The sequence below is a fragment of the Thioclava sp. DLFJ4-1 genome (genome assembly GCF_002020145.1).
Lineage (GTDB): Bacteria > Pseudomonadota > Alphaproteobacteria > Rhodobacterales > Rhodobacteraceae > Thioclava > Thioclava sediminum.
Map to the genome: position 1 here is coordinate 948,572 of NZ_MPZT01000002.1, position 23,681 is coordinate 972,252.

Annotated in this window: 23 protein-coding genes; 7 read left to right on the top strand and 16 right to left on the bottom strand. The window is 61.5% G+C overall.

Features of this window, described 5'->3' with window-relative positions; translation table 11 throughout:
* Positions 1-156 precede the first annotated feature (156 nt).
* Positions 157-1,494, top strand: a complete 1,338-nt coding sequence (locus BMI85_RS09740) for a hypothetical protein (RefSeq protein ID WP_246832526.1) — start codon at positions 157-159, stop codon at positions 1,492-1,494.
* Positions 1,495-1,627: 133 nt separating this feature from the next.
* Positions 1,628-1,822 (top strand): hypothetical protein, encoded by a 195-nt coding sequence (locus tag BMI85_RS21135; protein WP_143595034.1) that lies wholly within the window; start codon positions 1,628-1,630, stop codon positions 1,820-1,822.
* Between the two features lie 33 nt (positions 1,823-1,855).
* Here the strand turns inward: BMI85_RS21135 and BMI85_RS09745 are convergent, their stop codons facing one another.
* The 4 genes from BMI85_RS09745 to BMI85_RS09760 form a co-directional block, all read right to left on the bottom strand.
* Positions 1,856-2,395, bottom strand: coding sequence for an RNA 2'-phosphotransferase (locus tag BMI85_RS09745; RefSeq protein WP_078601142.1), 540 nt, complete (start codon positions 2,393-2,395; stop codon positions 1,856-1,858).
* A gap of 498 nt (positions 2,396-2,893) precedes the next feature.
* Positions 2,894-3,967, bottom strand: a complete 1,074-nt coding sequence (gene tcuB / locus BMI85_RS09750; RefSeq protein WP_078601013.1) for a tricarballylate utilization 4Fe-4S protein TcuB — start codon at positions 3,965-3,967, stop codon at positions 2,894-2,896.
* Positions 3,957-5,351: an FAD-dependent tricarballylate dehydrogenase TcuA gene (gene tcuA, locus BMI85_RS09755; RefSeq protein ID WP_078601015.1), complete on the bottom strand. Its 1,395-nt coding sequence runs from the start codon at positions 5,349-5,351 to the stop codon at positions 3,957-3,959. Before tcuA ends, tcuB begins: the two co-directional genes overlap by 11 nt.
* Positions 5,348-6,031, bottom strand: coding sequence for a GntR family transcriptional regulator (locus BMI85_RS09760; RefSeq protein ID WP_078601144.1), 684 nt, complete (start codon positions 6,029-6,031; stop codon positions 5,348-5,350). Before BMI85_RS09760 ends, tcuA begins: the two co-directional genes overlap by 4 nt.
* Positions 6,032-6,135: 104 nt before the next feature.
* Between BMI85_RS09760 and BMI85_RS09765 the strand changes: the two genes are divergently transcribed.
* Positions 6,136-7,164, top strand: coding sequence for an AbrB family transcriptional regulator (locus BMI85_RS09765; protein ID WP_078542394.1), 1,029 nt, complete (start codon positions 6,136-6,138; stop codon positions 7,162-7,164).
* Here the strand turns inward: BMI85_RS09765 and BMI85_RS09770 are convergent.
* The 6 genes from BMI85_RS09770 to BMI85_RS09790 form a co-directional block, all read right to left on the bottom strand.
* Positions 7,142-8,113: a D-2-hydroxyacid dehydrogenase family protein gene (locus BMI85_RS09770; protein ID WP_078601017.1), complete on the bottom strand. Its 972-nt coding sequence runs from the start codon at positions 8,111-8,113 to the stop codon at positions 7,142-7,144. The genes BMI85_RS09765 and BMI85_RS09770 overlap by 23 nt on opposite strands.
* 14 nt (positions 8,114-8,127) lie before the next feature.
* Positions 8,128-8,289, bottom strand: a complete 162-nt coding sequence (locus BMI85_RS21415) for a hypothetical protein (protein WP_166504574.1) — start codon at positions 8,287-8,289, stop codon at positions 8,128-8,130.
* A gap of 7 nt (positions 8,290-8,296) precedes the next feature.
* On the bottom strand, positions 8,297-9,112 hold the full coding sequence (locus BMI85_RS09775) for a universal stress protein (RefSeq protein WP_078601020.1): 816 nt from the start codon (positions 9,110-9,112) through the stop codon (positions 8,297-8,299).
* Between the two features lies 1 nt (position 9,113).
* Positions 9,114-10,202 carry a 4-oxalomesaconate tautomerase gene (locus BMI85_RS09780; protein ID WP_078601022.1) on the bottom strand — a complete coding sequence of 363 codons (1,089 nt, stop codon included), beginning with the start codon at positions 10,200-10,202 and terminating at the stop codon, positions 9,114-9,116.
* A gap of 18 nt (positions 10,203-10,220) precedes the next feature.
* On the bottom strand, positions 10,221-12,251 hold the full coding sequence (locus tag BMI85_RS09785) for a tripartite tricarboxylate transporter permease (RefSeq protein WP_075774267.1): 2,031 nt from the start codon (positions 12,249-12,251) through the stop codon (positions 10,221-10,223).
* Positions 12,252-12,330: 79 nt separating this feature from the next.
* The gene (locus BMI85_RS09790; RefSeq protein ID WP_078601025.1) at positions 12,331-13,407 is read right to left on the bottom strand and encodes a tricarboxylate transporter; all 1,077 of its coding nucleotides are present in this window, start codon (positions 13,405-13,407) and stop codon (positions 12,331-12,333) included.
* Between the two features lie 151 nt (positions 13,408-13,558).
* On the opposite strand from BMI85_RS09790, the gene BMI85_RS09795 reads away from it, so the two are divergent.
* The 4 genes from BMI85_RS09795 (at position 13,559) to BMI85_RS09810 (ending at position 17,035) form a co-directional block, all read left to right on the top strand.
* Positions 13,559-14,230 carry a response regulator transcription factor gene (locus BMI85_RS09795; protein ID WP_078601027.1) on the top strand — a complete coding sequence of 224 codons (672 nt, stop codon included), beginning with the start codon at positions 13,559-13,561 and terminating at the stop codon, positions 14,228-14,230.
* A gap of 29 nt (positions 14,231-14,259) precedes the next feature.
* Positions 14,260-15,612, top strand: a complete 1,353-nt coding sequence (locus BMI85_RS09800; RefSeq protein ID WP_246832527.1) for a sensor histidine kinase — start codon at positions 14,260-14,262, stop codon at positions 15,610-15,612.
* Positions 15,613-15,928: 316 nt separating this feature from the next.
* The gene (locus tag BMI85_RS09805) at positions 15,929-16,222 is read left to right on the top strand and encodes a DUF1330 domain-containing protein (protein ID WP_078601030.1); all 294 of its coding nucleotides are present in this window, start codon (positions 15,929-15,931) and stop codon (positions 16,220-16,222) included.
* 12 nt (positions 16,223-16,234) lie between these two features.
* On the top strand, positions 16,235-17,035 hold the full coding sequence (locus tag BMI85_RS09810; RefSeq protein WP_078601032.1) for a GNAT family N-acetyltransferase: 801 nt from the start codon (positions 16,235-16,237) through the stop codon (positions 17,033-17,035).
* Positions 17,036-17,333: 298 nt separating this feature from the next.
* On the opposite strand, the gene BMI85_RS09815 is transcribed toward BMI85_RS09810, so the two are convergent.
* The 6 genes from BMI85_RS09815 to BMI85_RS09840 are packed head-to-tail and all read right to left on the bottom strand — an operon-like array spanning position 17,334 to position 23,648.
* Positions 17,334-18,590, bottom strand: coding sequence for an RNA polymerase sigma-54 factor (locus BMI85_RS09815; RefSeq protein ID WP_078601034.1), 1,257 nt, complete (start codon positions 18,588-18,590; stop codon positions 17,334-17,336).
* Complete coding sequence (locus tag BMI85_RS09820; protein ID WP_078601036.1) at positions 18,587-19,309, bottom strand: type 1 glutamine amidotransferase; 723 nt, start codon at positions 19,307-19,309, stop codon at positions 18,587-18,589. Before BMI85_RS09820 ends, BMI85_RS09815 begins: the two co-directional genes overlap by 4 nt.
* A 53-nt stretch (positions 19,310-19,362) precedes the next feature.
* Positions 19,363-20,859, bottom strand: coding sequence for an aldehyde dehydrogenase (locus BMI85_RS09825; protein WP_078601038.1), 1,497 nt, complete (start codon positions 20,857-20,859; stop codon positions 19,363-19,365).
* A 19-nt stretch (positions 20,860-20,878) separates the two neighbouring features.
* Positions 20,879-21,685, bottom strand: a complete 807-nt coding sequence (locus BMI85_RS09830) for an ABC transporter permease (protein ID WP_078601040.1) — start codon at positions 21,683-21,685, stop codon at positions 20,879-20,881.
* 2 nt (positions 21,686-21,687) lie between these two features.
* A complete protein-coding gene (locus tag BMI85_RS09835) occupies positions 21,688-22,554 on the bottom strand; it encodes an ABC transporter permease (protein ID WP_078601042.1) in 867 nt (288 codons plus the stop codon).
* Complete coding sequence (locus BMI85_RS09840) at positions 22,551-23,648, bottom strand: ABC transporter ATP-binding protein (RefSeq protein WP_210402334.1); 1,098 nt, start codon at positions 23,646-23,648, stop codon at positions 22,551-22,553. The genes BMI85_RS09835 and BMI85_RS09840 overlap by 4 nt, the downstream gene beginning before the upstream one ends.
* Positions 23,649-23,681: the final 33 nt, after the last annotated feature.

Genomic DNA, 23,681 nt, shown 5'->3' on the forward strand with positions numbered 1-23,681 from the left:
TGGCGCCACGCTCTCGTCAGCACATGCGCGATCCACGGTGTCTGTCTGCAGGACCACTGCCCGATGTGCGACGCTCGCATCACACCGCATTCCGGCGGCCTGAGCACCTGCGACTGCGGATATGACTTGGGCGAAATCTCGGCTGACCCAGGATTGGTGACGGAAACTCAGTTTTCGCGAGCCCTTGCCGGCAATGGTCCATCCGAGCACACCGCCACTGAGATCATCTCTGGCACCGAAGGAATCTCTGAAACCGTGTGGTTTCTGGCATGCGGCTTTGTCGAGAACAGAACAGGGAAGAACGGAAAGGCACGCGTCCCACAAACGGTTACCGAGACCCGCGAGTTCATGACGCCAGCCCTCAACCTCCTCAATGATTGGCCCATCAACTTCGATCGACATGTATCAAGTCGATGGAACGTGGGAGAGGGGCAAACTGCGAGCCAGCGGATGGGGCCTTGGTACCGTGCCCTGATGCGCCTCAAAGGAGATCTGGCCAACTCTTTGAAGGTGCGCTGTCAGCAGGTAATCCGCGAACACTGTGGTGATCCCTACGCTCGTTCGGAACCAACCTCAGAGCCGGACTGGCTCTCGGCGACCGAAGCGGCACGCAGGCTCGGAGTCCGCGCCGATCGACTCGTAGACACCGTCGCATCTGGAAAGATCGAGGGAAGACAAACTACGACTGGGCACGGACATCGACACACCGTGATCCCTAAGAAATGTATCCTTGAAGCCGAACAAGATCGCGATCGTTTCTTAGATGCAAGGGAGACAGCGAAACGCCTCGGTGTCTCAAAGTCTCAGCTTTCTTTGCTCAGAGGCGCTGGCGTACTTCGCGAGCTAAGCCTTGAAGAGCGACCACCACTCGTTGACGGCGGTTTCGACTGGACACTCATCGAAACCAAGGTTCACCAGATCGCAGCGAACAGCGAGGGGATGCCAGCACCTTGCCAGACCATCACCTTTAACCAACTCACATTGAGACGCACTACGGATCGCTCCGCTCTTTTCACCCTGTTTCGCCAGATATTCGACGGAGGCATCAAGCCAGTTTCCGTCGCTCACGGCGACAGATTAGGAGATTTTTCTTTCGCGGCTACGGACATTGAGAAGGCCCTTGAGAGCGCAGCTGAAACAGTGATGACAGCACGCGATGTCTCTCGTGTCGCCGGCTGGAAGTACGAGTGCGTCACGCATTGGTGTGCGATTGGACTGCTCCCCGCGTCACGCACACAACGCGGCAGCTCCGAGATTTGGCTCATCAGACAGAAGGCGCTCTGCGAGTTTCAAGCGACCTATGCAGTCGTCGCCGATCTTGCACGAGCCATGGGTACTTCATCGCGTGCATTCTCTGCGGCGCTGGAGGCTGCAACAGTCGAGACGATCGGCGCAAAGCGCGTCGGTGAAACCAGCCGCGGACGGCTCATCCGTATCTCCGATCTCGCGAGAGCCCTGTCCAAGCTTACAGCTGAAGGCACTCCGGCAGCGTAACTGAGAATTAGTCAGTGAGGAACGCGTCGACCGACACCACACTGCAAACCCGCTCTGACTCAGGCTGAGACGTAAGGTCTTCTTGATTTTTTGACGATTTTACTGCATTCGAGAATGTCTCAAGGGGTACGCTATGAAGTCTGAGAAACACTTTTCATTCGAAAAGCGCGCTGCTGAAAAAGCCGCCGCGCGTGCCAAGGATGAGCGCGATATCCGCTCAGGCGTCGTTTCCGCAGCTAAACTCGCGCACGAGAACGGCGGCGGTCGGCGAAAGATCAAACTTCTCGGCCCTTCCGCTCGCATGCAGAAATTAGCTTCTCATTATTAAGCGCTGATCCTTTCAGAGCGAATTACGCCGAGATCAATCGACACTTCGAATGCCAAAACCGAGATACTCGGGCGGCACATGATCGGTTAGCCATACCCCATTATCGGCTCGGCAGAACACGTAGCCATCACCATGCATTCTGCCAGCTTCGACTTGAAGAACTGTTGGCTTTCCATGCCTCTTGCCGACGCCGGCTGCAGTCGACGGATCGCCTGACAAATGCACGTGTCGACGCCCCCCAGGAAGCAATCCGGATGCGAAGATCGCATCCAGGCTTTGAGAGGCGGTGCCGTGATACAGCAACTCTGGCGGCAAAAGCGGCTGCAGACCCAAGTCAACGGGAATCGAGTGGCCCTGGGCAGCCCGAATCTTATCTCTTTGAATAGTGAAACGACGCTTGTCATTCGTCTCCACGAGATCTTCGAGTTGCGCGCGGGTCATGCCGCGACCCGCTTTTTTCATCGCACGCAGCAATAGATCGATGCGCACCCACCCCTCAGCATCGAGCGTCACACCGATGTCTTCCGGCTTGTGGCGCAGTATTCGCGCGAGAAACTTGCTCTCTCGGCTCATGTGACTCGACCTCTTTGCTATGGGCTCGAGCATATATCCTGTCACATGCACATTCACGAAACGAAAACACGCTATGGCCGCTTAGAACGCAAAGTCGATTAGAGGCAAGCGCTCGCTTTGGATGACTGCACACCATCGAAAATGATGCGCCAGCAGCGAACCTGATAGCGTTACAGACAAATCTTCTTCTTGTCTGTAACTGCAAATTCGCGAACCGGATTTCGCATCTTTCGCTGACCAACGACCCATAAGCCTGATTATGAAACAGCGCCTCACGCCTGAGAACACGAGTGACGCCCCAACGCCCATACAATGCTTTGGAGAGCCGCCAGTAGGAGAGGTTTACGGATCGTCGCCGAAAGAGAGGGCGGAAAGCGGACCTTCGCTGCGCTCGGCCCAAATGCCTGCTATGCGCACAAAGCCGCCCTTCGCCAAAACCAGGGCGCGGTGACCCGGGTCCCGTTCGGACGACAGCGTTGCGCGCCTTGCAGCTGCCGCCTACCGAGCGCCCCTTCTTTTGTTCTGCGCTTCGGCGGTCAGCGCGGCGAGGCGATAGAAGCCGTGCGCCATCTTGGAAAACGGTGTCAGCAGGAAGAATGCGAGCACGGCCCCAAGATGCAAGGCCAACATGGCCGGCATCAGCGGGGTTTGACCGAGCACATAAAGCGCCAACCCGCTCAAACCCACAAAACCCAACAGAGCGATGAAGCCGAATTCGCCGCTCGTCGCGCCGGAGGCACCGAGTTCCGGATCCGCCCGCAGCTTCAGACGGATCATCTCAATGCAACCCAGGGTCAGCAGCAAGCCACCCGACACGCCGAGAAGCTTCGGCAGGGACCAGAGCGGGTAAGGGGCGCGCAGATCCAGCAAGTAATGCATCAACGTCGCCACACTCGTGGCGCCGAAACACAGAAGAAAGCCATACATCACGGCCTGATGCGCGAACCGGCGGCCTTGGGAAAAGCGGTCCTCGTCCTCGAAATTGCAGCCGTCTCCGTGCCCACCCTTTAGGTTGCGCATCTTCGCGGCGGCAGCAAAGCCTCCGCGAAGATCGGAGAAGCGAACTGGACCGGCCCCGACCGCGCGCCAATACCGCCGCAAGCTGATCGCGAGGCTAAGTAGCGGGAACAGGAAGGCAGGCAGGAAGATCGCCACCATCGTGTTGTGCGCGATGACTGCGTAAAAACCCTCGCCGCCTGCGCTTGCAAGCGACAGCATGGCCCAGATCAGGAGCGCAAAGCCCAGCACGGTCGCGAGCGCGATGCGCAGCCCGCTTTTCTGGAAGGCCTGACCCGCCGTGCGGGGAAACGCGAATTCTTCCCAGCTATCCTGTCGAACATTCGCCAGCGCCTGCGGCAGATTGAGTGCAAACTCGTGCGGTGCTGTGTATTGGCAGGCGTAATAGCACCCGCGACAATTGTGACAGAGATTGGCGAGCTGCGTCAGATCGCCGTCGCTGAAGGCGCGCTCGGCATGGAGCGCCGGAAAGACCGAGCAATATCCTTCGCAATACCGGCAGGCGTTGCAGATCTCGGCCTGACGGCGTGCCTCTTCGAGAAACTCAGTTTGCATGGTCGGCGGCCTCCTTGCCTGCGATACGTCCGAAAACGGTGCCGATCGTCATGCCGAAACCGGCGAGATACCCCTGCCCGAGGATCGATCCGGCCATGGTTTCGCCAGCGGCCCAGAGGTTCGAGACCGGGCGGTTTCCGATCGAGCATTGTGCGCGCTCGTCAACCTTCAGACCGAGATAGGTGAAGGTCACACCGGTGCGCAGCGAGTATCCGTAGAACGGCGCTTCGGTGATCGGCCGCGCCCAGTTGGTCTTTGGCGGAGTGATCCCGGTGGTGGACACGCCGTCCAGCTCGGTCGGGTGAAAGCCGGATGTGTCGCCGCAGGCTGCGTTGAACTCGGCCACGGTGTCGGCCAAGGCTGCAGGCGGCAGTCCCATCTTGGTCGCCAGTTCTTCGAGCGTATCGGCCTTGATCGGCGGAAAGACCGAGGGCATGAACAGTTCGAGCGACTTCGCGTCGATGATGACATAGCCGACCTGATCGGGCTGCGCCGCGACGAGACGACCCCAGATCGCATAGCGCTTCGGCCATACGTCCTCCCCTTCGTCGTAAAACCGCTCGCCATTCTTGTTCACGACGATCGAGAACGGCACGCAATCGAGCCGCGTGACGATCCCGCCATCGAATTTCGGCGCGCGCCCGTCAATCGCGACCGCGTGGCATTGCGTCGGATCGCCGACCTGTTCGACCTTCTGCTTGAGAAGGTCCGCGAGCACGACGCCGCGATTGTAGGGCGTGCCGCGGATCAGGAAGTTTTTCGCAGCCGGCCCCCAGGCGCGGGCGAGCCAATCGGTATCGGCCTGAAATCCGCCCGACGCGACCACGACCGATTTCGGGCTAATACGCCGCGTCTCGCCATTCTGCGTGTAGTCGATATGCGTCACGCGATCGTCGTCGATCTCCAGATGGGTGACAGCCGCTTCGTATTCGACCTGAACCCCGAGCGCTTCCGCGGTGCGGTAATAGGCGTTCACGAGGCCCTTGCCGCCACCAAGGAAGAAAGCGTTTGTCCGCGCGAGCGAAAGCGTGCCCGACAGCGAGGGCTGAAAGCGCACACCATGCGCCTCCATCCACGGCAGGCATTCCTCGGAGCTTCGAATGGCGAGCCGCGCCAGACCTTCATCGGTCTTGCCGCCGGTTACTTTCATCAGGTCGGCAAGGTATTCTTCCTCGGTATAACTGTCGGTGAGTGGACCAAGCGGCCCGCGATGCATGCAGCGGAAGTTGCGCGTATGGCGGGAATTGCCGCCCCGATAGGGTTTCGGCGCGGTTTCGAGTATCAAAACGCGCGCCCCGGCCTCTGCCGCGGTGATCGCGGCACAGAGTGCCGCGTTACCGCCGCCGATGACGGCAATGTCGGGTTGAGCGAAAGCAAGGGTCACAGCAGATCTCCGTCATAGCTGGGGGTCTGGCCGGGCTCGGAGCGCAGTGCACGCACGCGGACACGCTGGGCCGCCTCGATATGCGCGCGCATCGCGCTCTCGGCGAGCGCGCCGTCGCGCGCCTCGACGGCCTCGAGCACGGCGAAATGTTCTTCTACCGCCTTCACTGCCCGGTCCGGCTCGGTCAGCGTGGTCGGTCCAAGGATCATCAGCGCCTTTTGCAGCGAGCGGATCGAGCGGGTGAGGAACCGGTTCTTCGCTGCGTCGAGCAAAGCGGCGTGGAACTGCCGGTTAAGCGTGAATGCCTCAGGGACATTGCCGATCTCGCCCAGCTGACGGTTCATCTCGTAGAGTTCGTCGATCTCGATATCCGAAGCCGCCCGGGCCGCGAGCCGTGCCGCTGTGCCTTCGAGCACCGCGCGCATCTCGTAGAGCTCCATGACTTCGGCATAGTCGAGCCGTCGAATGCAGGCGCCCTGCCGCGCAACGTGACTGACGATGTTATCCGCTTCGAGCTTTCGTATCGCTTCCCGGACAGGCGTTCGCGACATACCCAGGCGCTCCGCAAGTTCGGTTTCCCGCAAGCGGTCACCCGGGTTGAGCCGCCCTTCGCGCAATTCGGTCAGCAGACGGTCGTAAGCAGCGTTTCCCTGCGGTGTGCTGCCATCCTCATTTGCCATTTCGCCCTCCGCGTTCATATTGTGTCCAGTTGGATACAAACGTATACACGTCACGTCAAGACGAACAGGAGGCCAGTTTGCGCAAACATATTTATGCGGGTGCCATGCGGCGGCGCGGCCTTACATTTCTCCTCGCTGCCTGTGGCACCGCGCTCTTCTGGGCTCTGGATTTGCCGCTTCCCTTCCTCTTCGGGCCGATGGCATTTTGCCTTGCCGGCGCCCTGGCGCATTTACCGCTTCAGGGCTTCGGCCAGATCTCTGTCGGCGCGCGCACGATCCTCGGGGTAGCGGTTGGCGCCTCGATCACGCCCGAGGTCATCGCGCAATTGCCGCGCATGGCGCTGTCGGTCTCTCTCGTTCCGGTCTTCATCGCGGTGATCGCGCTCATCGGCGTGCCTTTCTTCCGAAAGTTCTGGGGCTTCGACGCGCCCACCGCCTATTACGCCGCGATGCCGGGCGGACTGCAGGACATGGTGATCTTCGGCACGGAAGCGGGCGGCGACCCTCGCGCGCTTTCGCTGGTGCACGCGACACGGGTTCTGATCATCGTGACCGTGGCGCCGTTTTTCCTGAGCCATTTCTACGGTGCCGAACTCAGCAACCCGATCGGCGCGCCCGTCGCGGATCTGCCGTGGTATGAGCTGGCGATCATGGCCGTCGCCGCGGTGCTCGGCTGGAAAGGCGGCGAGAGGCTCGGGTTGTTCGGCGCCTCGATTCTCGGCCCGATGATCGTCACGGCGGCCCTGTCGCTCTCGGGGATCATCCATTTCCGCCCGCCTGCCGAGGCGATCCTCGCGGCCCAATTCTTCATCGGCTGCGGGATCGGCGTGCATTTCCTCGGGGTGACGTGGAAAGAGCTCACCCGCATCGTGTCGGCAGGCATCGCCTACGTGCTGGTGCTGGCCGTGCTGGCCGCGGGGTTTTCCGGTCTGGTGACCGTGTTGGGTCTGGGCGAGCGGGTGCCTGCGTTTCTGGCCTTCGCGCCCGGCGGTCAGGCGGAGATGACGGTCCTCGCGATCGTGACCGGAGCAGATCTCGGCTTCGTCATCACCCATCACCTTACGCGCATCGTGCTCGTGATCGTCGGCGCACCCGTGGTGGCGAAGATCCTCACGCGAAGGCGGACGGATTGACCATGTGGATCGGGTTGCCCTCCGCATAGGCATTCACCTGCGCGAAGATGTCGGAGAACTGCTTGTCGAACTCGTCCTCGGTCACGTAGCCGATATGGGGCGTGGCGATTAGGTTCGGATGCGCGAGCAGCGGATCTGTCGCGTCAGTCTCGGGCTCGCGGTCGAAGACATCCACCGCAGCCTGCCCGGGATGCCCGGCCTCAAGGGCCGCCAGCAAGGCCCCCGGCACAATCAGCCCTGCGCGTGACGTGTTCACCAGCACCGAGCGCGGGGACATCTGCGCGAGATCCTCGGCGGTGACGATCCCGCGGGTCTCGGGGGTCAATCGCAGATGCAGCGAGACAATGTCGCTTTGCGCGAAGAAGGCGGCACGGCTCTCGGCAACGGTTTCCCCGTCAGCCAAGACACGCGCCCGCCCCGCCTCGGAGGCCCACCACACGACCTTCATCCCGAAGGCCCGGGCATAATCCGCGACGACCCGCCCCAAACGCCCGTATCCGTAAAGGCCCAGCACCCGCCCGCGCAGGCTACGGCCTACGCCCATCTGCCAGTTGCCGGCTTTGACGCTCGCCATCTGCTGCGGAAGCTGGCGCATCGCGGCGAGCATCAACGCGAAGGTCAGCTCTGCCGCGGAATAATTGGCGCCATCCCCGCCGGTGTTCGAACATAGCAGAACGCCCTGGTCGGTGCAGGCCTCCACATCGACATGCGGCCACGTGCCCCGCTGCGAAATCAGACGAAGATTGGGTAGCCGCTCGAGCAAGCCGCGCGTGATCTTCGTGCGCTCGCGGAAGAGAACAACGCATTCAGCACCCGCGAGGCGGCGCGCAAGCGCTTCCTCGTCGGGCTCGTGATCCGTCCAGACCGTCACCTCGTGCTCGTCCAGCATGCGAAAACAGGGCAAGCTGCGGAGCGTGTCGAACCAGTCGTCGAGAATATGGACCTTCATGACCTCTCCCTTGGTTAGCCTTGACCGGACAGGGCCTTGATCGCACGGCTGACCCGGTCGTGCAGGAGCACAAGGTCGGGTGATTTGCCCTCGTCTCGGGCAATCTTCGCGACAATCTCCTTGCGAATGTCCTCGAGGTCCTGACGGACGCGGCTCAGTTTCTCGAAATGGGTCATGGCCTCCTCAATGCGACAACAATACGGGAATTTTCGTGCGCGCAAGCACTTCCGAGGTCACCCCGCCAAGGAAATCCTCGCGAAACTTGGAATGCTCGAAGGCCCCGAGCACAAGAAGCGACGGGTCGTTGCGTGTGCACCATCTTAGGAGCGTGTCCGCCACGGGTCGCGGCGTCGGCCATTCCTCATGAATGGCGGAAACGCCATGCCGGGAGAGATGGGTCAGAAGGTCATTGATGGCGCGGTCGTCCTGCGGCCCAATGGTCAGAACACTGACCCGCCCGTCATCCTCGAGAAGTCGAAGACTGTCGGAGAGCGCTCGCGCAGCGGCCCGCCCTCCATCCCATGCGAGCGCCGCGTGGCTGTGCTGTGCGCCCGCATTATAGCCTTCCGGAACCACGATCACCGGACGGCCCGACATCAGCGCAATACGATCCGGATGCAGGATCACATGCGCATCGCCATCGTCAGCCTGCGTGCCTACGATCAGCATATCGTAGTAGCGCGCCGCTTCGGAAAGAACGTTATCCACACGTCCGGCCACGACTTTCAACTCGAGATCACTGCCAAGCCCGAGGGTACGGCGCTCTTCCTCGAAACTCGCCTCGATCTCGCGCAGGATGTCGCCATTGGCCGCTTCAAGAAGCGCACGCGCTTCCTTCGGGATCCAGCGTGAGCGGCGGTCGATCACCTCGTGCGCCGCATGGGCCATTATCGCCGTCACATGAGCGCCACGCTGCGCCGCCATGGAGGCTGCATAGCGCAGGGCGGCGACCGACCCGCTCGATCCATTGAAGGCGACCAGAAGATTCATCATCGGCATGTCAGCGTCCTTTCCAAACCGAAGCGGGAACATAGACCCGTCCGTCGGCCAACTTGCGCGCAGTGCGCAGCAAACCCGCGGAGTTCAGCGTGAAGTGGTTGTTCATTTCGAAGTCGACGAGGACTTCGATCGTGCCGGACGCATGCTCCAGCACCACGCTCGCCGGGCTCGTGGTCGGGCGCTCCAGTAGTCCGTCGGCCACGGTGCCGGGCGTGAGCGCGCAGGAGGCAAGACATTGCGCCCCGGTGACCGCCATCGAGGGATGCGTATTCCATGGCATGAAATATCGCGTCGCGACGGTTCCACCCGCCTTGGCGGGCGCAAGCAGGCCGAATTTCGGCGTCACCGATTTCGAGACGTCGCCCATCCCCATCGCCGCGCCCGCCTTGAGGCGCACAGCCTCCATGCGGGCGAAGAAATCGGCATTCGCGTCGAGTTCTGCTGCGCTTTCATAGCCGGTAAGGCCGAAGTCCTGCGCCCGCGCGATCACCATCGGCATCGCGACATCCATGCAGGTCACCTCGATACCGTCGAACTCATCGCGCAGATGCCCCGTCGGGAGAAACGCTCCGGTCGAGGAGCCGACAACCCCCATGAAATTGAGCGCGATCGGCGCGGCCGTGCCGGGAACGCCGGCGATTTCCGCGTCACCGTCGTAGCGCATCGCCCCGCCCGGCGTCTGAACGCGCGCGAGAACCTTCGCCCCGGTATTGACAGCGCGGATCTTCACCTCGGTCTCGTCCCCCGTGGGGCGGACGAGGCCAAGCTCGATCGCGGCGGGCCCCACCCCCGAGAGGATGTTGCCGCAGGTCGGCTTGAAGTCGACGAGCCGATCCTCGACCGAGACCTGCGCGAAGAAATAATCGACCTCCGCCCAGTCATCGTCCGAGGGCGAGAGCATCGCGACCTTGGTCGTCACCGCGACGCCGCCGCCGAGCCCGTCGATATTGTTCGCATGGCCCGAACCGAGCACCGCGATCAGAACCTCGGCCAGCGTCTCGCGATCAGCAGGCAGATCGGCGCGGTTGAAATAGGGGCCGCGCGAAGTGCCGCCACGCATGAATACATAGGGAATGGCTGTTTGTTCCATCTCATTCGCTCCGTCGGATCATTTCAGGGGCCAGGGAAGATTGGCTGCGTGCTGCAGCAGGCCGGGCGGGAAATCGCGGTTCAGCGCGCCGGCCATGACGCACATCAGGGCGATACCGCTGGCGGCGAGGATCAGCGTCTTGGGCCAGCTGGCCTGGGCGCGGATGCGCAGGAAGGTGACGAGGAATCCGGCCAGTGCGAGGATGAAACCGACGACGTAAGTCGCCGCGATCAGCCCCGCGAACCACGCGAGCGTCCCCCACAGGCCATAGGGCGCGTCCGCGTCCTCTCCCGAGACTTCCTTGTCCGCGAAGATCACATCGCGCTCGGCGCGCAGGATCATCTGCACCAGAAGGATCACCAGCGCCGTCAGCGTGATGCCCCCAACCACGAGCGGCACGATCTTGTCGGTCATGTTGTAGTTCGGGATCAGGCTCGCGTTGACGAGCGCCGCAATCACGTAGCCCATGACCACCAGCAGGAAGATCAGCGGCGCGCGTTTGGAGCCCGACTGGACATCTCCCTCGGCCATGATCGACTTAGCCTGCCGCAACCCGAGGAAGACCGACACGACCGTCACGATGAGCAACACGATCACGATCGGCGAGAACAGGTAGTCGACGCCCGCCGAGAAGGAATTGCGGAACCGGAAGGATGCGATCTGGAAAGCCTGGTTGGAGAATTTCTCGACCGGGTTCGACAGCACGAAGCCGATCAGGAACGCCGGTCGCGACCAGTCGAACCGGCGCAGGAAGATCCCGATGAGGCCAATCGCGAACAAGGCGAGGATGTCCTCGAAATTCTGCCCTGACTGGAAGGCAGCGAAGGAGATCAGCATGAACAGGAACGGCGCGAGATAGGTGAAGCGGATCGTGGTCAACTTCGCGATCCCGCCCGAGGCCGCGATGCAGAGCACCGTGCCCACGACGTTTGCCAGAGCCAGCAGCCAGACGATCGAGTAGGTGATATCGAGATTGTCGCGCAGCATGTTGGGGCCGACTTCGATATCGCCGGAGCCCAGCAGGGCCAGTGCGCCGATGAAGATCGCCATCGAGCCCGAGCCCGGGATGCCGAAGAGCAGCGTCGGAACGAGACCGCCGCCTTCCTTGGCGTTGTTCGAGCTTTCCGGCCCGATCACGCCGCGGATTTCGCCTTTTCCGAAATTCGACTTGTCCTTGGTGGTCTGAACGGCGTGGCCGTAGGCGATCCAGTCAACGACCGACCCGCCGAGGCCGGGGATCACACCGACGATCACGCCGATCAGCGAGCAGCGGACGGACAGCCATTTGTTGGCGACCCAGTCGCGCACGCCTTGGCTCCAGCCGGCGCCGAGCGTCGCGTCCTTGGCGATCGAGCTGTCCTGACGCAGCAGCGAGACGATTTCGGGTAAGGCGAAAATGCCGAGACCCACGATCACCAGCTGCAGCCCGTCCGTGAGATAGGGAATATCATAGGTCGCCATGCGCAGGCTGCCGCCGGCATCGGCCTCGCCGATCGTGCCGATCAGCATGCCAAGCCCCGCCGCGGCGAGCCCCTTGAGCGCCACGCGCCCCGCGAGCACAGCGACCATCGAGAGGCCGAGGATCGAGATCATCAGCATCTCGGGCAGACCGAAGGCAAGCACCAGCGGCCGGGCGACCATGATGAACATGGTCAGGAAAAGCGCGCCGACGAGACCGCCGAAGAGGGACGAAGTGAAGGCGGCCGAGAGCGCCCGCGCTGCCTGCCCTTTCTTGGCGAGCGGGAAGCCGTCGAGAACGGTCGCCTGGCTCGCCGAGGAACCGGGGATCCCCATCAGCACGGAGGCGAAGGTGTCGGAGGTCGGCACGACCGCGACCATGCCCACCATCAGGGCCAGCCCCAGCACCGGGTCCATACCGAACATGAAGGGCAGCAGGAGCGAGAGGCCGGCGATGCCGCCGAGACCGGGGAAGACCCCCACGGCCAAGCCCATGACGACCCCGAGCACCAGGTATCCCAGAACAACAGGTTGCAGAATCAGAGCCCATGCCTCGCCAAGCGCAGGCACGGCGGTTGCGAAGACATCCATCTCGCCCACCTCGAATTTTAGGATTATGAGAAAGTGAGCGGTCCGCGTCTCGCAGGAAGGGACCGCTCGAGGGTTTCGCTTAGTTCAGCGAAACGCCGTAGGCTTCTTGAAGCCAGTCGGTCACATAGGCTTTGGCTTCGGGAGACACGGTCGTGCCTTCCTTCGTCGCCTGCTCGGCGCCCTTGCCGACGAAGACGTCGTATTTGCCAACCTGCTGGGCCGCGATCTTCTTGAAGTCGGGACGGTTGCGCACGGCGTCGAAGGCTTCGGTAAAAGCTTCGACCACGTCATCGGGCGTGCCCTGCGGCAGGAACGCAATCTTCTGAACCGGGAAGCCCGCGATGAAGAACGCTTTCCACGAATCCCAGGCTTCGCCGGAGGTTTCACAGCCATCAGTGGCTTCGCAAACTTCCTTGAAGGTCGGCAGATCGGGGAAGGTCGGATCGCGGACGATGTTGTTATTCTCGTCGAGCGCGCCCCAAGTCATCATCGGAACGGCCTTGCCAGCCTCGACCATCGAGAGCGAGCCGCCGAGATAGCCGGTCGTCGTTTGATAATCGATCGTCGCTTCGCCGCGCTCGAACATCAGGCGCCCGTCGCCACGCCCCTTGATACCGAAGACCGGCTCCACGTTCATGCCCAGCATCCGCCATGCGAGAAGCGGCACGAGGTCGAGACGAGTTGCACCCTGCGAACCGTAGATGAAGTTGAGGTCCTTGAGGTTATTCGCAGACCCATCGAATTTCTTACCGGCCTCGGGGTTCAGATAAGCCACGCCGCCCGTGCCCGATGCCATGACGGGGATCCAGTCGGAATACTCGTAGCGCACCCGCGGATCGCCCAGCAGATAGGGGAACTGCGTCGAGCCGGAGGTACCGAACAGCAGGGTGCCATCCTCGTAGCGCTGCTCCTGAAACCAGTTCGCGCCCTTGGTCGAGCCCGCGCCCGGCATGAACTTCACGATCACGGTGGGTTTGCCCGGCAGCTCCTGCGCCAGCAGCGGCGCAAAGAAGTTGGCCCATTTCGCAGAGCCCCCGGTCTCCGAGAACGGAATGACCCATTCGATGGTCTTGCCGCTGAAGTCGACATCCGCGAGGGCCGGTGCCGACATGAAGGCGAGCGCCGCCGCAGAATATATGAATTGCTTGATGGTCATTAGTGTCCTCCCTTAGACCTTTCGAACCGGGCGGGCTCGAAGCCGGCCGGTATGTAGTTATTCTCCTCAAGGGACGAATCCCTCCTCCTACACCGGCAACATGTCGTCCTAACCTTGCGCGAAACTTGCGCAACATGACAAAGAAGTAACCATGCGCATCGCCATCATCGAAGATAACGAGGCTCTGTCCCGCGCCATCGCCTTCCGCCTGCGGGATCGCGGACATGCCGTGGACCTTCTGCATGATGGACTCGAGGCCGACCGTTTTCTCGCGCAGGAAGGCGCCGATCTGATCGTGCTGGACCTGAACTTACCGGGTATGGACGGGATCGAGGTGCTGCGGGCGCTGCGCAGGCGTGGTGACGGGGCGCCGGTGATCCTGCTGACCGCGCGCTCCGAAACGGCCGAGCGGGTTGCTGGGTTGGATGCCGGGGCGGACGACTATCTCACCAAGCCCTTCGAGATGGACGAGCTGGAAGCCCGGCTGCGGGCGATGGCACGGCGCAAAAACCTCGAATTCATGGAGCGCGACACGTTCGGTCCGCTCGTCTTCGACCGCACCAGTCGCCAGCTGATGCATGACGAAACTCCGCTTGAAATTCCGCGTAAGGAGATCGCCACGCTGGAATGTCTACTCGAACGGCGCGGACGGATCGTCTCCAAATCGGCATTGATCACGCATGTCTATGGCACAGGCTCGGATGCCGAGGAGAGCGCGATCGAACCGCATGTCTCGCGACTGCGCAAACGACTTGAGCCATACGGGATCAAGATCAAGACGGCCCGTGGCCTGGGCTACATGCTCGAGGTGGAAGCTTCATGATCGCGCAGCCCAGGTCCATGTCCCTGCGGATGAGACTGTTTCTCGTCATCCTTCCGCCGCTCTTGCTGGTCTCGCTCCTGTTAGGGTGGTGGCGCTTTACGGTGGGGCAACGAACCTCGGAAGAGCTATTCGATCGTAGTCTCCTCGCCGCGGCGCTGGCGATTTCGCGCGATGTCGCGATCTCTGAGGGCGATGCGCTTTCGCCGAGCACCCGGGACATCATTTCGGACGCAGGCGGCGGCGAAGTTTTTTACCACGTGACCGGACCCGGCGGGATCTACGTGACCGGCTACGCCTACCCGCCGCGCCCCGAGACAGAAGGTCCGCAAGACAAGCCTTACTATTACATGGCGGAATATCGCGGCGAACTGATGCGCGTCATGCGGATGCATGAACGCCGGACGATCGGCAACATGACCGGAGAAACCGTCGTAACGGTCTGGCAACGGGCGAGCGATCGCCGTGCATTCGCCCGCCAATTGGCCCAACGGGCGGCAGCCGTCATCGTCGTCCTGATGGTCGCGCTGAGTCTGCTGATCTGGTTCGGTGTCCAGATCGGTCTCCGACCTCTCAACGATCTTCAGGCCGCGATCGAAAAACGCTCGCCCGATGATCTCGCCCGCATCAAACGCCCCGTGCCCAAAGAAGTCATGGGCATCGTCACGACGCTCAACAGGCTGCTGTTGCAGATGCGTCGGAGCATAGAGACCCATCAAGCCTTCATTTCCGACGCGGCCCATCAGCTTCGCAATCCTGCGTCCGCACTTCTCGCACTGGCCGAGACTTTGCCGGGTGTGCGCGATCCCGCCGAACGCGAGGCGCGCCAGCAGGAATTGATCGAGGCTGCGCGCAACTCCGCCCGACTGGCGGATCAACTTCTCTCGCTCGAGAGGCTTCGCTACGACGGTGGCGAAACCGTCGAGGAGTTCGATCTGAACCCGGTCCTGGAAGAGGTCTGCCGCAGCTTTGGCTCCGCGGCGCTTTCGCGTGACATCGAATTCGAACTCGAAACGTCACCCGAGCCCCTTCCCGTGAGCGGCGACCCTGTTCTGATCGGCGAGGCCGTGCGGAACCTCCTGGAGAACGCACTGCACCATGGAGGACCGACGATGACACGTATCGCGGTGAATACGGAACGATCTGGGACGGAAGCCAAGGTCATTGTTCAGGACGATGGGGTCGGCATCCCGCTCGATCAAGAAGAGATCGCATTTCGGCGCTTCTCACAACTTCGGAATGGCGAAGGCACCGGTCTCGGTCTCGCGATCGTCGAACAGGTTTTGCACCGCCACCAAGGGGAGGTGAGACTGACCCCCTGCGACCGCGGAACTCGCGTCAGGCTGACGCTTCCGCTTGCCGCGCGCAACCCGGGCGACTGTTAGAACGACCTCCGCAGAGGGAACTACGAGTGTTCGGGTGAGTATCCCTTTGACGTTCGAAGCGGATGCTATGTCCCTGGCGACCCGAGGACCGCTATGGCCCGCGAGTGCGCGATAAACTGCTCCGCCCAAGGGGGCAATTGTGTTACGCTGCCGCAAGTCACTTCAAGCTCAAGTTTACCGATTTGGCGCGCAGCACATATGTCCGATCTTTGACCCGCACCGAAGATACCACGAAGTTTTGCGTGGTTTGAGATCACTGGGGGTTTGATGGCGGCGTATTTCTCTATCGATCTCCTCAGCGACAAGACGTGCGACAATGGCAGCATTCATAATCGGCCAGATGCAAATTCACAGTCGAGACTGGATGAACGAATACTTCTCGAAGATCCCCGACGTCGTAGCGCAGCATAGTGGACAGTTTCTGGTGAGAGGCGGCGACCCCGAGAGCATGGAAGGTGAGAACGCGATTCCTGATGCTGCGTTCATCATCGAGTTTCCAAACCGCAGTTGTGCGAAAGGTTTTTGGAACTCGCAGGAATTCCAAGAGCTTGCCATCTTGCGTCGCTCGGGTTCAACGCTCAACGCGATCTTGGTCGATAAATTGGCATAGGATGTCTTGGCAATGACTGCTGTCCTGTCTCCCTATTTCGGCGATGAAAAGATACAAGCGCTTCAAAAAGCCCGAGATGAGCAGGTGGCCGAGCTCATCGACATGCCTGGCGCGGTGGTCCACGCCCGCACCTTTTCGAGCGATGATCCGGCGCAGTTGGGTTGGGACCGGTTACGCAATAGCATGGTTGACGAAGGCATGATCACGCTTCGCGGTGTCGATGCGCAGACGGTTGAGACTGCGCGCGCAGAGCTGAGCTGCTTCGATCCCAAGCTGCATCTCTGGGACCTGTTCATGGCGGACGCAAAGACCATCCGCGGCGTCTGCGCAAAAATAACAGATAGCGGACTTCCGGAGGGCCTGTCGCGTGTGCCCGACGAGGCGTTGACACCGCAGAGGGCTCGCGATGTCCAGTCATTCCTGGCAGATCAGGGCATTTCTCCCTTCTCGACGGACGCTCTGCTTGGGAAGCTTTTCCCGGCGCGGCTCATCGCAATTGAGAATATTGCTGGCCGCATCGTTGCGGCCGGTTTCGCGGCCATGACCCACAATCGACACAGCCCCTTTTTCAAGTCAGCATGGGTCGGCCTGATCGCAGTCGATCCCGCGCTGCGGAGGCTGGGTCTCGGCAAGCATATGGACGCGCTCTGCAACCTTGCTGCGGTCACTGAACTCGGAGCGGAAGCGACGATGGAGTTTGTCGCACAAGACAACGCTCCGTCGCGCGCGATGCTGGAAAGCTGTGGGTTGCGGCAGGTTGAAGGAAAGTCAGTCGTGATGTTCTCAACATCTGCCGACCGCATCACGCGATAGCCGTCTTGCGTGGTTCTGCTACGCTTCGCGCCAGTGAAGTTTCAGCGGCCGCGTTTCCAGAAGCAACCAGGTGCTTTCAAAGCAAGCGAGATTACGGCCGCTACGTTCCATAATGCGACAAACCTGTCCGAATGACCGGTTTTGGGAAGCTGCGCTGCAGCGCTCGACCAATGACGAAAGGCAGCTTTGGGCCGATACCAGAGACAATGAGGTCTTACGGCTGTTCCCGGCGCCTTGCCTTTTATGCCTGCGGCAAAGATGCTCGCGTTGGCACCAAAGTCTGCCCCTTTTTACCGAGTCAATCCAATCGCGATCTCCGAACCGCGCGATTTGGGATGCCTGCGCCGGCACGGAGGTTCGCAACAACGCGTCGTGACACGAGAATACCGTCCGCGCGAAGTGCTTCGGTCAGTTGGCGATCATTTAGCGGACATTCGGGGTCTTCTTCGGCTATCATCTGCGCGATACGCGTTTTGACCGCAAAGGCACCCTCAGGGGATGAAACTCCCGAACCTTTTCGGAGAGGGCGTGAGAAAAACTCTCGCAGTGAAAGTACGCCCATCGCGGGGGTCGCCGCCGAGGAAGAACGCGCCAATCGTCCCACCGTGCTTTCATGAAGGCCGAGACGACGCGCGGCTTCTCGGCGCGTCAAAACTCTTTGCCCAACCGGGCCCTCGGAAAGAAACTGTCCCTGCTCAACTGCCAGCAACTTCCCAAGCGCCAAGAGGTTTTCGTTTCGCGTCTGAATGGCGCTGAGGAGCTGAAGCGCTGCGCTTCTTTCTCTTGAGAACGACGTCCCTAAGCCAGCTCCCTGCTGAAAGTCATTCACTTCGATCCGGGGAAGGCTCTCGGGGTTGAGCTGAGCGGTCCAACCATCGCCTCCTTTTTTGAAAATGAGATCAGCTATACGTGTGCACGTAGCATCTGTCGAAAAACCAGAGGCAGGTCGCGGGTTCAAATCGCGTAAACGGGCCAGCAGTGGGACTAACTCGTTGCCACTAATTCCGGCCGCCTCCGCGAGAGCGGTGGGCCCACGTTCCGCGAGAACCGGAAGAACATCGAGCATTCGCCGCATCTGCGGCGATACCTCTTCCTCTTCGGCAAGTTGCAGGGCGAGGCATTCGCCAAGCGAGCGGGCAAAGAGGCCACGCGGCTCGATTGCCTGAAGCGCGGCCAGGACGGTCTCGACACGCGCGGACGGAACCCGCAACGTGGCGGCGATCGTCTCGACCGGCGTCTCCAGAAAGCCGTTCGGCCCCATCGCGTCGAGCAGCGCCAGCGCAATGGGCCGGTCTGCCGGACGCGGCGCAAAACGGTCGATCTGGCCGAGTACATGGGCGCGCAACGAGGGTCCGGGTGCGGCGATATCGGCCGTGCCATCCTCCATCGCGGGAGGCAGGCGCACTCTCAGCCAGGGATTATCGGAGGCCGCCTCTCGCAGGGTTTGCGCCAACTCGAGATTGGAAAGCTCCAGAAAGCCGATCGCCCGGTGCAGCTCCTGAGAGAGCTTAAGCTGGGTGTCGAGGCGCTGGGTGACCTTCTGGGTGAGTTTCATGTCTTTTGGACGTTGCGGCGGAAGAACTCGGCGAAGCCTCTTGCCACTCTGTCGTTATCGAGCCCCCCGTCAAGCGTCGCCAGTGCGCTTTTTGCCCGATCCATCGGCACGCGATCGCCCTGATAAGCGGTCAGAAGATCGTGGATATAACCCGGCTGGAACTCGGGGTGGAACTGCACCGAGAGCGCTGGGAAGCCGGTATAGACCAGCCCGCCATTAGGGGAGGGGTCGTTCGACAAGAGCCGCGCGGCGTCGGGAGGGAGCGCCGTGATCTGATCCTGATGGAACGACAGAGCAGCGAGCGGATCGGGCCCGAAGACCTCTGCCCCTTGCGGCGAAAGCATGTGCTCCTGCCGCCCGAGCATCCAGCCGGCCGCGGATTTCTCGACCTTCCCGCCGAAAGCCTGCGCCATCACCTGATGGCCGAAACAGACCCCTGCCACCGGGCGGTTGCGCGCGCGCAACTCGCGCAAGAACCCCTCGAGCGGGGCAATCCAGTCATGGTCTTCATAGACACCCGCGCGGGATCCCGTCACGAGATAGGCGTCATAGTGATCGGGATCATCGGGAAGCGCCTCGCCCCCCGCGACGAAGATGCTTTCGAACGTCGCCTCGGGCAAGGCCGGTGCGAGCCAGCGTTCGAACATCCCCGCATAGGTGCCATGGGCGGGCCGGAACGCCTCGGCGGGGCGATCGGCTTCGAGAATACAAAGTTTCATTGTCGTCCTGAGGATAGGTCGGTCGGGGCGAGCTGTGCCCCGACCGGGAGAGGTCAGCTCAACTCGATCCAGACCGATTTGGTCTGCGTGTATTGCGTCAGCGCCTCGAGGCACTTGTCGCGCCCGTTGCCCGACTGCTTGAACCCACCCCACGGCGTCGTGGCATCGCCCGCCTCATAAGCGTTGACCCAGACGATCCCCGCCTCGACATCGCGGGCAAAGCGATGCGCGTTCTTCACATTCGAGGTCCAGATCGCAGCCGCCAGCCCGTAGATCGTGTCATTGGCGGTTTCGATCGCATGATCGAGGTTGTCGACCGGAATAATCGAAGCGACCGGGCCGAAAATTTCCTCCTGCGCGATCTTCATTTTGTTCGACACATCGGTAAACAGCGTCGGCTCGACGAAGCAGCCGGCGTTGAAATTGGCCGGGACACTGCCGCCGAAGGTGAGCTTGGCCCCCTCCTTGCGGCCCGCCTCGATATAGCCCAGCACGCGCGATTGCTGCTCGGGCGTCACCAGCGGCCCCATCGTCGTGTCCGGATCGAGCGGGTCGCCAGGGATGTGCATGTCCTGCGCGGCCTCGGTGAAGAGCGCGATATACTCGTCATAGACCGCGCGTTCGACGAGGATGCGCGAGCCCGCCGAGCAGACCTCGCCCTGGTTGCCATAGATCCCCGCGACACCTGTTGCGGCGGCCTTCGCCAGATCTTCGCAATCGGCCAGCACGATCTGGGGCGACTTGCCGCCGCATTCGGTGCTGACCCGCTTCATGTTCGACTGGCCCGCATAGATCATCATCAGCTTGCCGACCTCGCCCGAACCGGTGAAGCCGATCTTGTCGACGTCCATGTGGAGCGCCAGCGGCTTGCCGGTATCCTCGCCAAAGCCGGTGACGACGTTGAAGACCCCATCGGGCCCGCCAGCTTCCGAGAACAGTTTCGCCAGGAGCAGCGCCGAGAGCGGCGATTGCTCGGCCGGTTTCAGCACGATCGAGTTGCCGACGCTCAGCGCGGGTGCGATCTTCCACGCAGCCATCATCAGCGGGTAGTTCCACGGCACGACGAGCCCGCAGACCCCCAGCGGCTGGCGCAGGATGTAATGGAGCGCGTCGGCATTGGTGTTGGTCACCGCGCCCTCCATCTTGTCGATCACTTCGGCGAAGAAGCGGATCGTCATCAGCGAGCCGGGAATGTCGATGTTGAACATGTCCGAGATCGGCTTGCCCATGTCGAGCGTGTCGAGCAGCGCGAAATCCTCGGCATGCTCTTCGATCAGATTCGCGAAGCGACTCATCACCGCCATCCGCGCGGTGGGCTCCATCCGCGACCAGACGCCCGATTTGAACGCCTTCTTCGCGGCCGCGACGGCGCGGTCCACGTCCTCGGCACTGCCGCGCGCGACAGCGGCCACAACCTGCCCATTGGCCGGGTTGATGGTTTCGAACTTCGCGCCCGACGCCGCATCGACGAATTTTCCGTCGATGAACATCCGCGTTTCGGGCACGAGTGCGGCAGCGCGAGCCTGCCAGTCTTTCAGAGTCATGGTCATTGGCGTTCCCTCCATGTCATTATTTTTTGCGCTCTCGCGTCGCGATGACCGCGACCACGATGAGAATGAGCGATAGAAGCACGATGATCGTGCCCACCGCGTTGATTTCCGGCGTCACGCCGCGGCGCATCGTCGAGTAGATATACATCGGCAGCGTGTTATCCCGCCCGGTCAGGAAGAAGGTCACCGGGATCTCGTCGAAGCTGAGCACGAAGCTCAAAAGCCCCGCCCCGATGATCGCCGAGCGAATATTCGGCAACGTGATGTCGATGAAGCTGCGCCAGGGCGAGGCACCCAGATCGAAGGCAGCTTCCTCGAGCGACGGCGGCAGGCGCTGCAGCCGCGCATAGACCTGCGTCACCACCACGCCCAGCAGAGCTGTCGCATGACCCAGGATCACCGTCTCGAGGCTCAGCGAAAAGCCCATCAGCTTGAACATGTTGAGCATCGAGATACCGGTGACGATCCCCGGCAGCGTGATCGGCAGGAGGATCAGCCTGCGGAACACGGATTTGCCGGGGAAGTCGAACTTGTGCAGCACCATCGCCGCCGGCACGCCCACCGCGAGGGTCACGACCGTCGCCAGCGTCGCGACATAGAAGCTATTGCCGATCGCCGCGATCAGATCGGAATTGCTCCATAGTTTGCGATACCAGTCGAGCGTGAAACCCGAGAGCGGCCAGGTGAGCGACCGCGAGTCGTTGAAGGAAAACGCGATCAGGACCCAGATCGGGATGTAGAGAAACGCCATCAAAAACGCGACGAAACTCATGAAGGCCGTATCCGCGCCATAGCGCGACACGAGGCCGGGTGTTTTCTGTGCCATGGTCAGACGCCTCCCGTCATGCCTTTGCGCTCCATCCTGTCGGAGAGGGAGACGATGGTAAGAACGACGACGAGCATCACGATTGCCAGCGCGGAGCCGAGCGGCCAGTTCAGTGCCGCGCCGAACTGTGTGGCGATCACGTTGGCGATTAGGTTGCCGTCAGGTCCGCCCACGAGGAAGGGCGCGATGAAGTCTCCAAAGGAGAGACAGAAGGTCAGCGTGAACCCTGCCGCGACACCGGGCAACGATAAGGGCAGCGTGACCGTCCAGAAGCTGCGCCACGGCCCCATTCCAAGATCGGCCGAAGCCTCTGTCAGGTTGGTCGGGATCTTCTCGAGCGCGGTGTAGATCGGCATCACCATGAAAGGGATGAAGATATAGGTGAGCGTCACCACCATCGCGAACTGGTTGTAGAGAAACAGGCTCGACGGTTCGTCGATGATACCCAGCGACATCAGGAAGGAATTGAGCACGCCTTCCGTGCCGAGGATGGTTTTCCAGATATAGGCGCGCAGCAGATAGCTCACCCACAAAGGCGCGATAACCGCCATGTAAAGCCAAGTCCGCAGCGCCACCGAACGGCAGCGGAAGACGAGGTAGTAGGCGAAGGGATAGGCCAGCAGGAACGAGGCCATCGAGACGAGCACCGAGATCTTCAGCGTGCGCAGGAAAACCCGCACATATTGGGGATCGGTGAAGATCGTGATGTAGTTCCCGAACTGGAAGGCTGGGATGAAGGTCGGGTATTTCTTCAGCCAGAAGGAATAGGTGACGATGATCCCGTAAGGCAGCAGCATGAACAGGGCGATCCACATGAGCGGAATGCCCATCACCAGCATGCTTGGAAGGTTGCGGCGCAGGAAGCTCATGGCGTCACCGTCCCTTCGAAGACGAAGACGTTATGGGCGGCCACGCCCAGTCGAACCGGCGCGCCGGATTGCGGCAAGGTGGAATGCGAAAGCTTGTCGGGCAGCAAGGTATCGGCGTCGATCTTGCTGCCATCGGCGAGGGTCACCGAAATCCTCAGGCCAAGACCGTAATAGATCACTTCCGAAATCGTGCCTTCGAAGACGTTATCGGCGGCTTCGCCCTCCGCCAGCAGCTTAACCTTCTCGGGGCGCACGCCAACGGTGACGGTCGCACCTTCGCCAAGCTTGGCATTGGGATGGGCCGTGATCTGCGTGCCGCCCGCCGCGATCGTCGCGACCTCGCCCGAAAGCGCGCTGACTTTGCCGGGAAGAAAGCTCGTTGTGCCGATGAAATTCGCAACATAGGGGCTCGCTGGGTGATCATAGAGATCCTGCGGGCGTCCTTCCTGAGCGATCCTGCCATTGTCCATCACCACTACGCGGTCGGACATCACCAGAGCTTCGGTCTGGTCATGGGTCACCATAATGAAGGTGATGCCGACCTTCTCGTGCAGGTGCTTGAGCTCGATCTGCATCTGCTCGCGCAGTTTCGCATCAAGGGCCGAGAGCGGCTCGTCGAGCAACAAAACCTTCGGGCGCCGCACGATGGCGCGGGCCAGTGCGATCCGCTGGCGCTGACCGCCTGACAACTGCTGCGGACGCTGGTTGAGCTTATCATAGAGCCCCACCAGCATCAGCGCATCCTTCACGCGAGTCCGCACCGTATCTTTGTCGAGTTTGAAGGTCTTGAGGCCGTAGGCCACGTTCTCGCCGATCGTCATATGCGGAAAGAGCGCGTAGTCCTGAAAGACCATGTTGACCTCGCGTTTGTAGGGCGGGTCGAATGTCACGTCCTTGTCTGCGAGCCGGATCGCTCCAGCTGTAGGTTCCTCGAACCCGCCGATCATGCGCAGGAGGGTGGATTTGCCACAGCCCGAGGGCCCCAGAAGCGTGACGAATTCGCCATCTTCGACGGTCAGCGAAACGTCGTCCACGCCGATGATGGTTGGACTGTAATGCTTGGAGATGTTCTCCAACTGGATGATTGAGGCCATGTCGCCTTGTTCCCTGCTTTCTCGGGAGCGGGC

Excerpts from the sequence above, each read along its gene's own strand:
- BMI85_RS09770 (WP_078601017.1), bottom strand. The coding sequence starts at position 8,113 with ATGAAGGTCCATATTCTCGACGACTGGTTCGACACGCTCCGCAGCTTG.
- BMI85_RS09760 (WP_078601144.1), bottom strand. The coding sequence starts at position 6,031 with ATGGCAAATGAGGATGGCAGCACACCGCAGGGAAACGCTGCTTACGAC.
- tcuB (WP_078601013.1), bottom strand. The coding sequence starts at position 3,967 with ATGCAAACTGAGTTTCTCGAAGAGGCACGCCGTCAGGCCGAGATCTGC.
- BMI85_RS09745 (WP_078601142.1), bottom strand. The coding sequence starts at position 2,395 with ATGAGCCGAGAGAGCAAGTTTCTCGCGCGAATACTGCGCCACAAGCCG.
- BMI85_RS09765 (WP_078542394.1), top strand. The coding sequence starts at position 6,136 with ATGCGGCGGCGCGGCCTTACATTTCTCCTCGCTGCCTGTGGCACCGCG.
- BMI85_RS09815 (WP_078601034.1), bottom strand. The coding sequence starts at position 18,590 with ATGAAACTCACCCAGAAGGTCACCCAGCGCCTCGACACCCAGCTTAAG.
- BMI85_RS09805 (WP_078601030.1), top strand. The coding sequence starts at position 15,929 with ATGGCAGCATTCATAATCGGCCAGATGCAAATTCACAGTCGAGACTGG.
- BMI85_RS09825 (WP_078601038.1), bottom strand. The coding sequence starts at position 20,859 with ATGACCATGACTCTGAAAGACTGGCAGGCTCGCGCTGCCGCACTCGTG.
- BMI85_RS21415 (WP_166504574.1), bottom strand. The coding sequence starts at position 8,289 with ATGACCCATTTCGAGAAACTGAGCCGCGTCCGTCAGGACCTCGAGGAC.
- BMI85_RS09820 (WP_078601036.1), bottom strand. The coding sequence starts at position 19,309 with ATGAAACTTTGTATTCTCGAAGCCGATCGCCCCGCCGAGGCGTTCCGG.
- BMI85_RS09785 (WP_075774267.1), bottom strand. The coding sequence starts at position 12,251 with ATGGATGTCTTCGCAACCGCCGTGCCTGCGCTTGGCGAGGCATGGGCT.
- BMI85_RS09780 (WP_078601022.1), bottom strand. The coding sequence starts at position 10,202 with ATGGAACAAACAGCCATTCCCTATGTATTCATGCGTGGCGGCACTTCG.
- BMI85_RS09830 (WP_078601040.1), bottom strand. The coding sequence starts at position 21,685 with ATGGCACAGAAAACACCCGGCCTCGTGTCGCGCTATGGCGCGGATACG.
- BMI85_RS09800 (WP_246832527.1), top strand. The coding sequence starts at position 14,260 with ATGAGACTGTTTCTCGTCATCCTTCCGCCGCTCTTGCTGGTCTCGCTC.
- BMI85_RS09790 (WP_078601025.1), bottom strand. The coding sequence starts at position 13,407 with ATGACCATCAAGCAATTCATATATTCTGCGGCGGCGCTCGCCTTCATG.
- BMI85_RS09835 (WP_078601042.1), bottom strand. The coding sequence starts at position 22,554 with ATGAGCTTCCTGCGCCGCAACCTTCCAAGCATGCTGGTGATGGGCATT.
- BMI85_RS09775 (WP_078601020.1), bottom strand. The coding sequence starts at position 9,112 with ATGCCGATGATGAATCTTCTGGTCGCCTTCAATGGATCGAGCGGGTCG.
- BMI85_RS09840 (WP_210402334.1), bottom strand. The coding sequence starts at position 23,648 with ATGGCCTCAATCATCCAGTTGGAGAACATCTCCAAGCATTACAGTCCA.
- BMI85_RS21135 (WP_143595034.1), top strand. The coding sequence starts at position 1,628 with ATGAAGTCTGAGAAACACTTTTCATTCGAAAAGCGCGCTGCTGAAAAA.
- BMI85_RS09795 (WP_078601027.1), top strand. The coding sequence starts at position 13,559 with ATGCGCATCGCCATCATCGAAGATAACGAGGCTCTGTCCCGCGCCATC.
- BMI85_RS09810 (WP_078601032.1), top strand. The coding sequence starts at position 16,235 with ATGACTGCTGTCCTGTCTCCCTATTTCGGCGATGAAAAGATACAAGCG.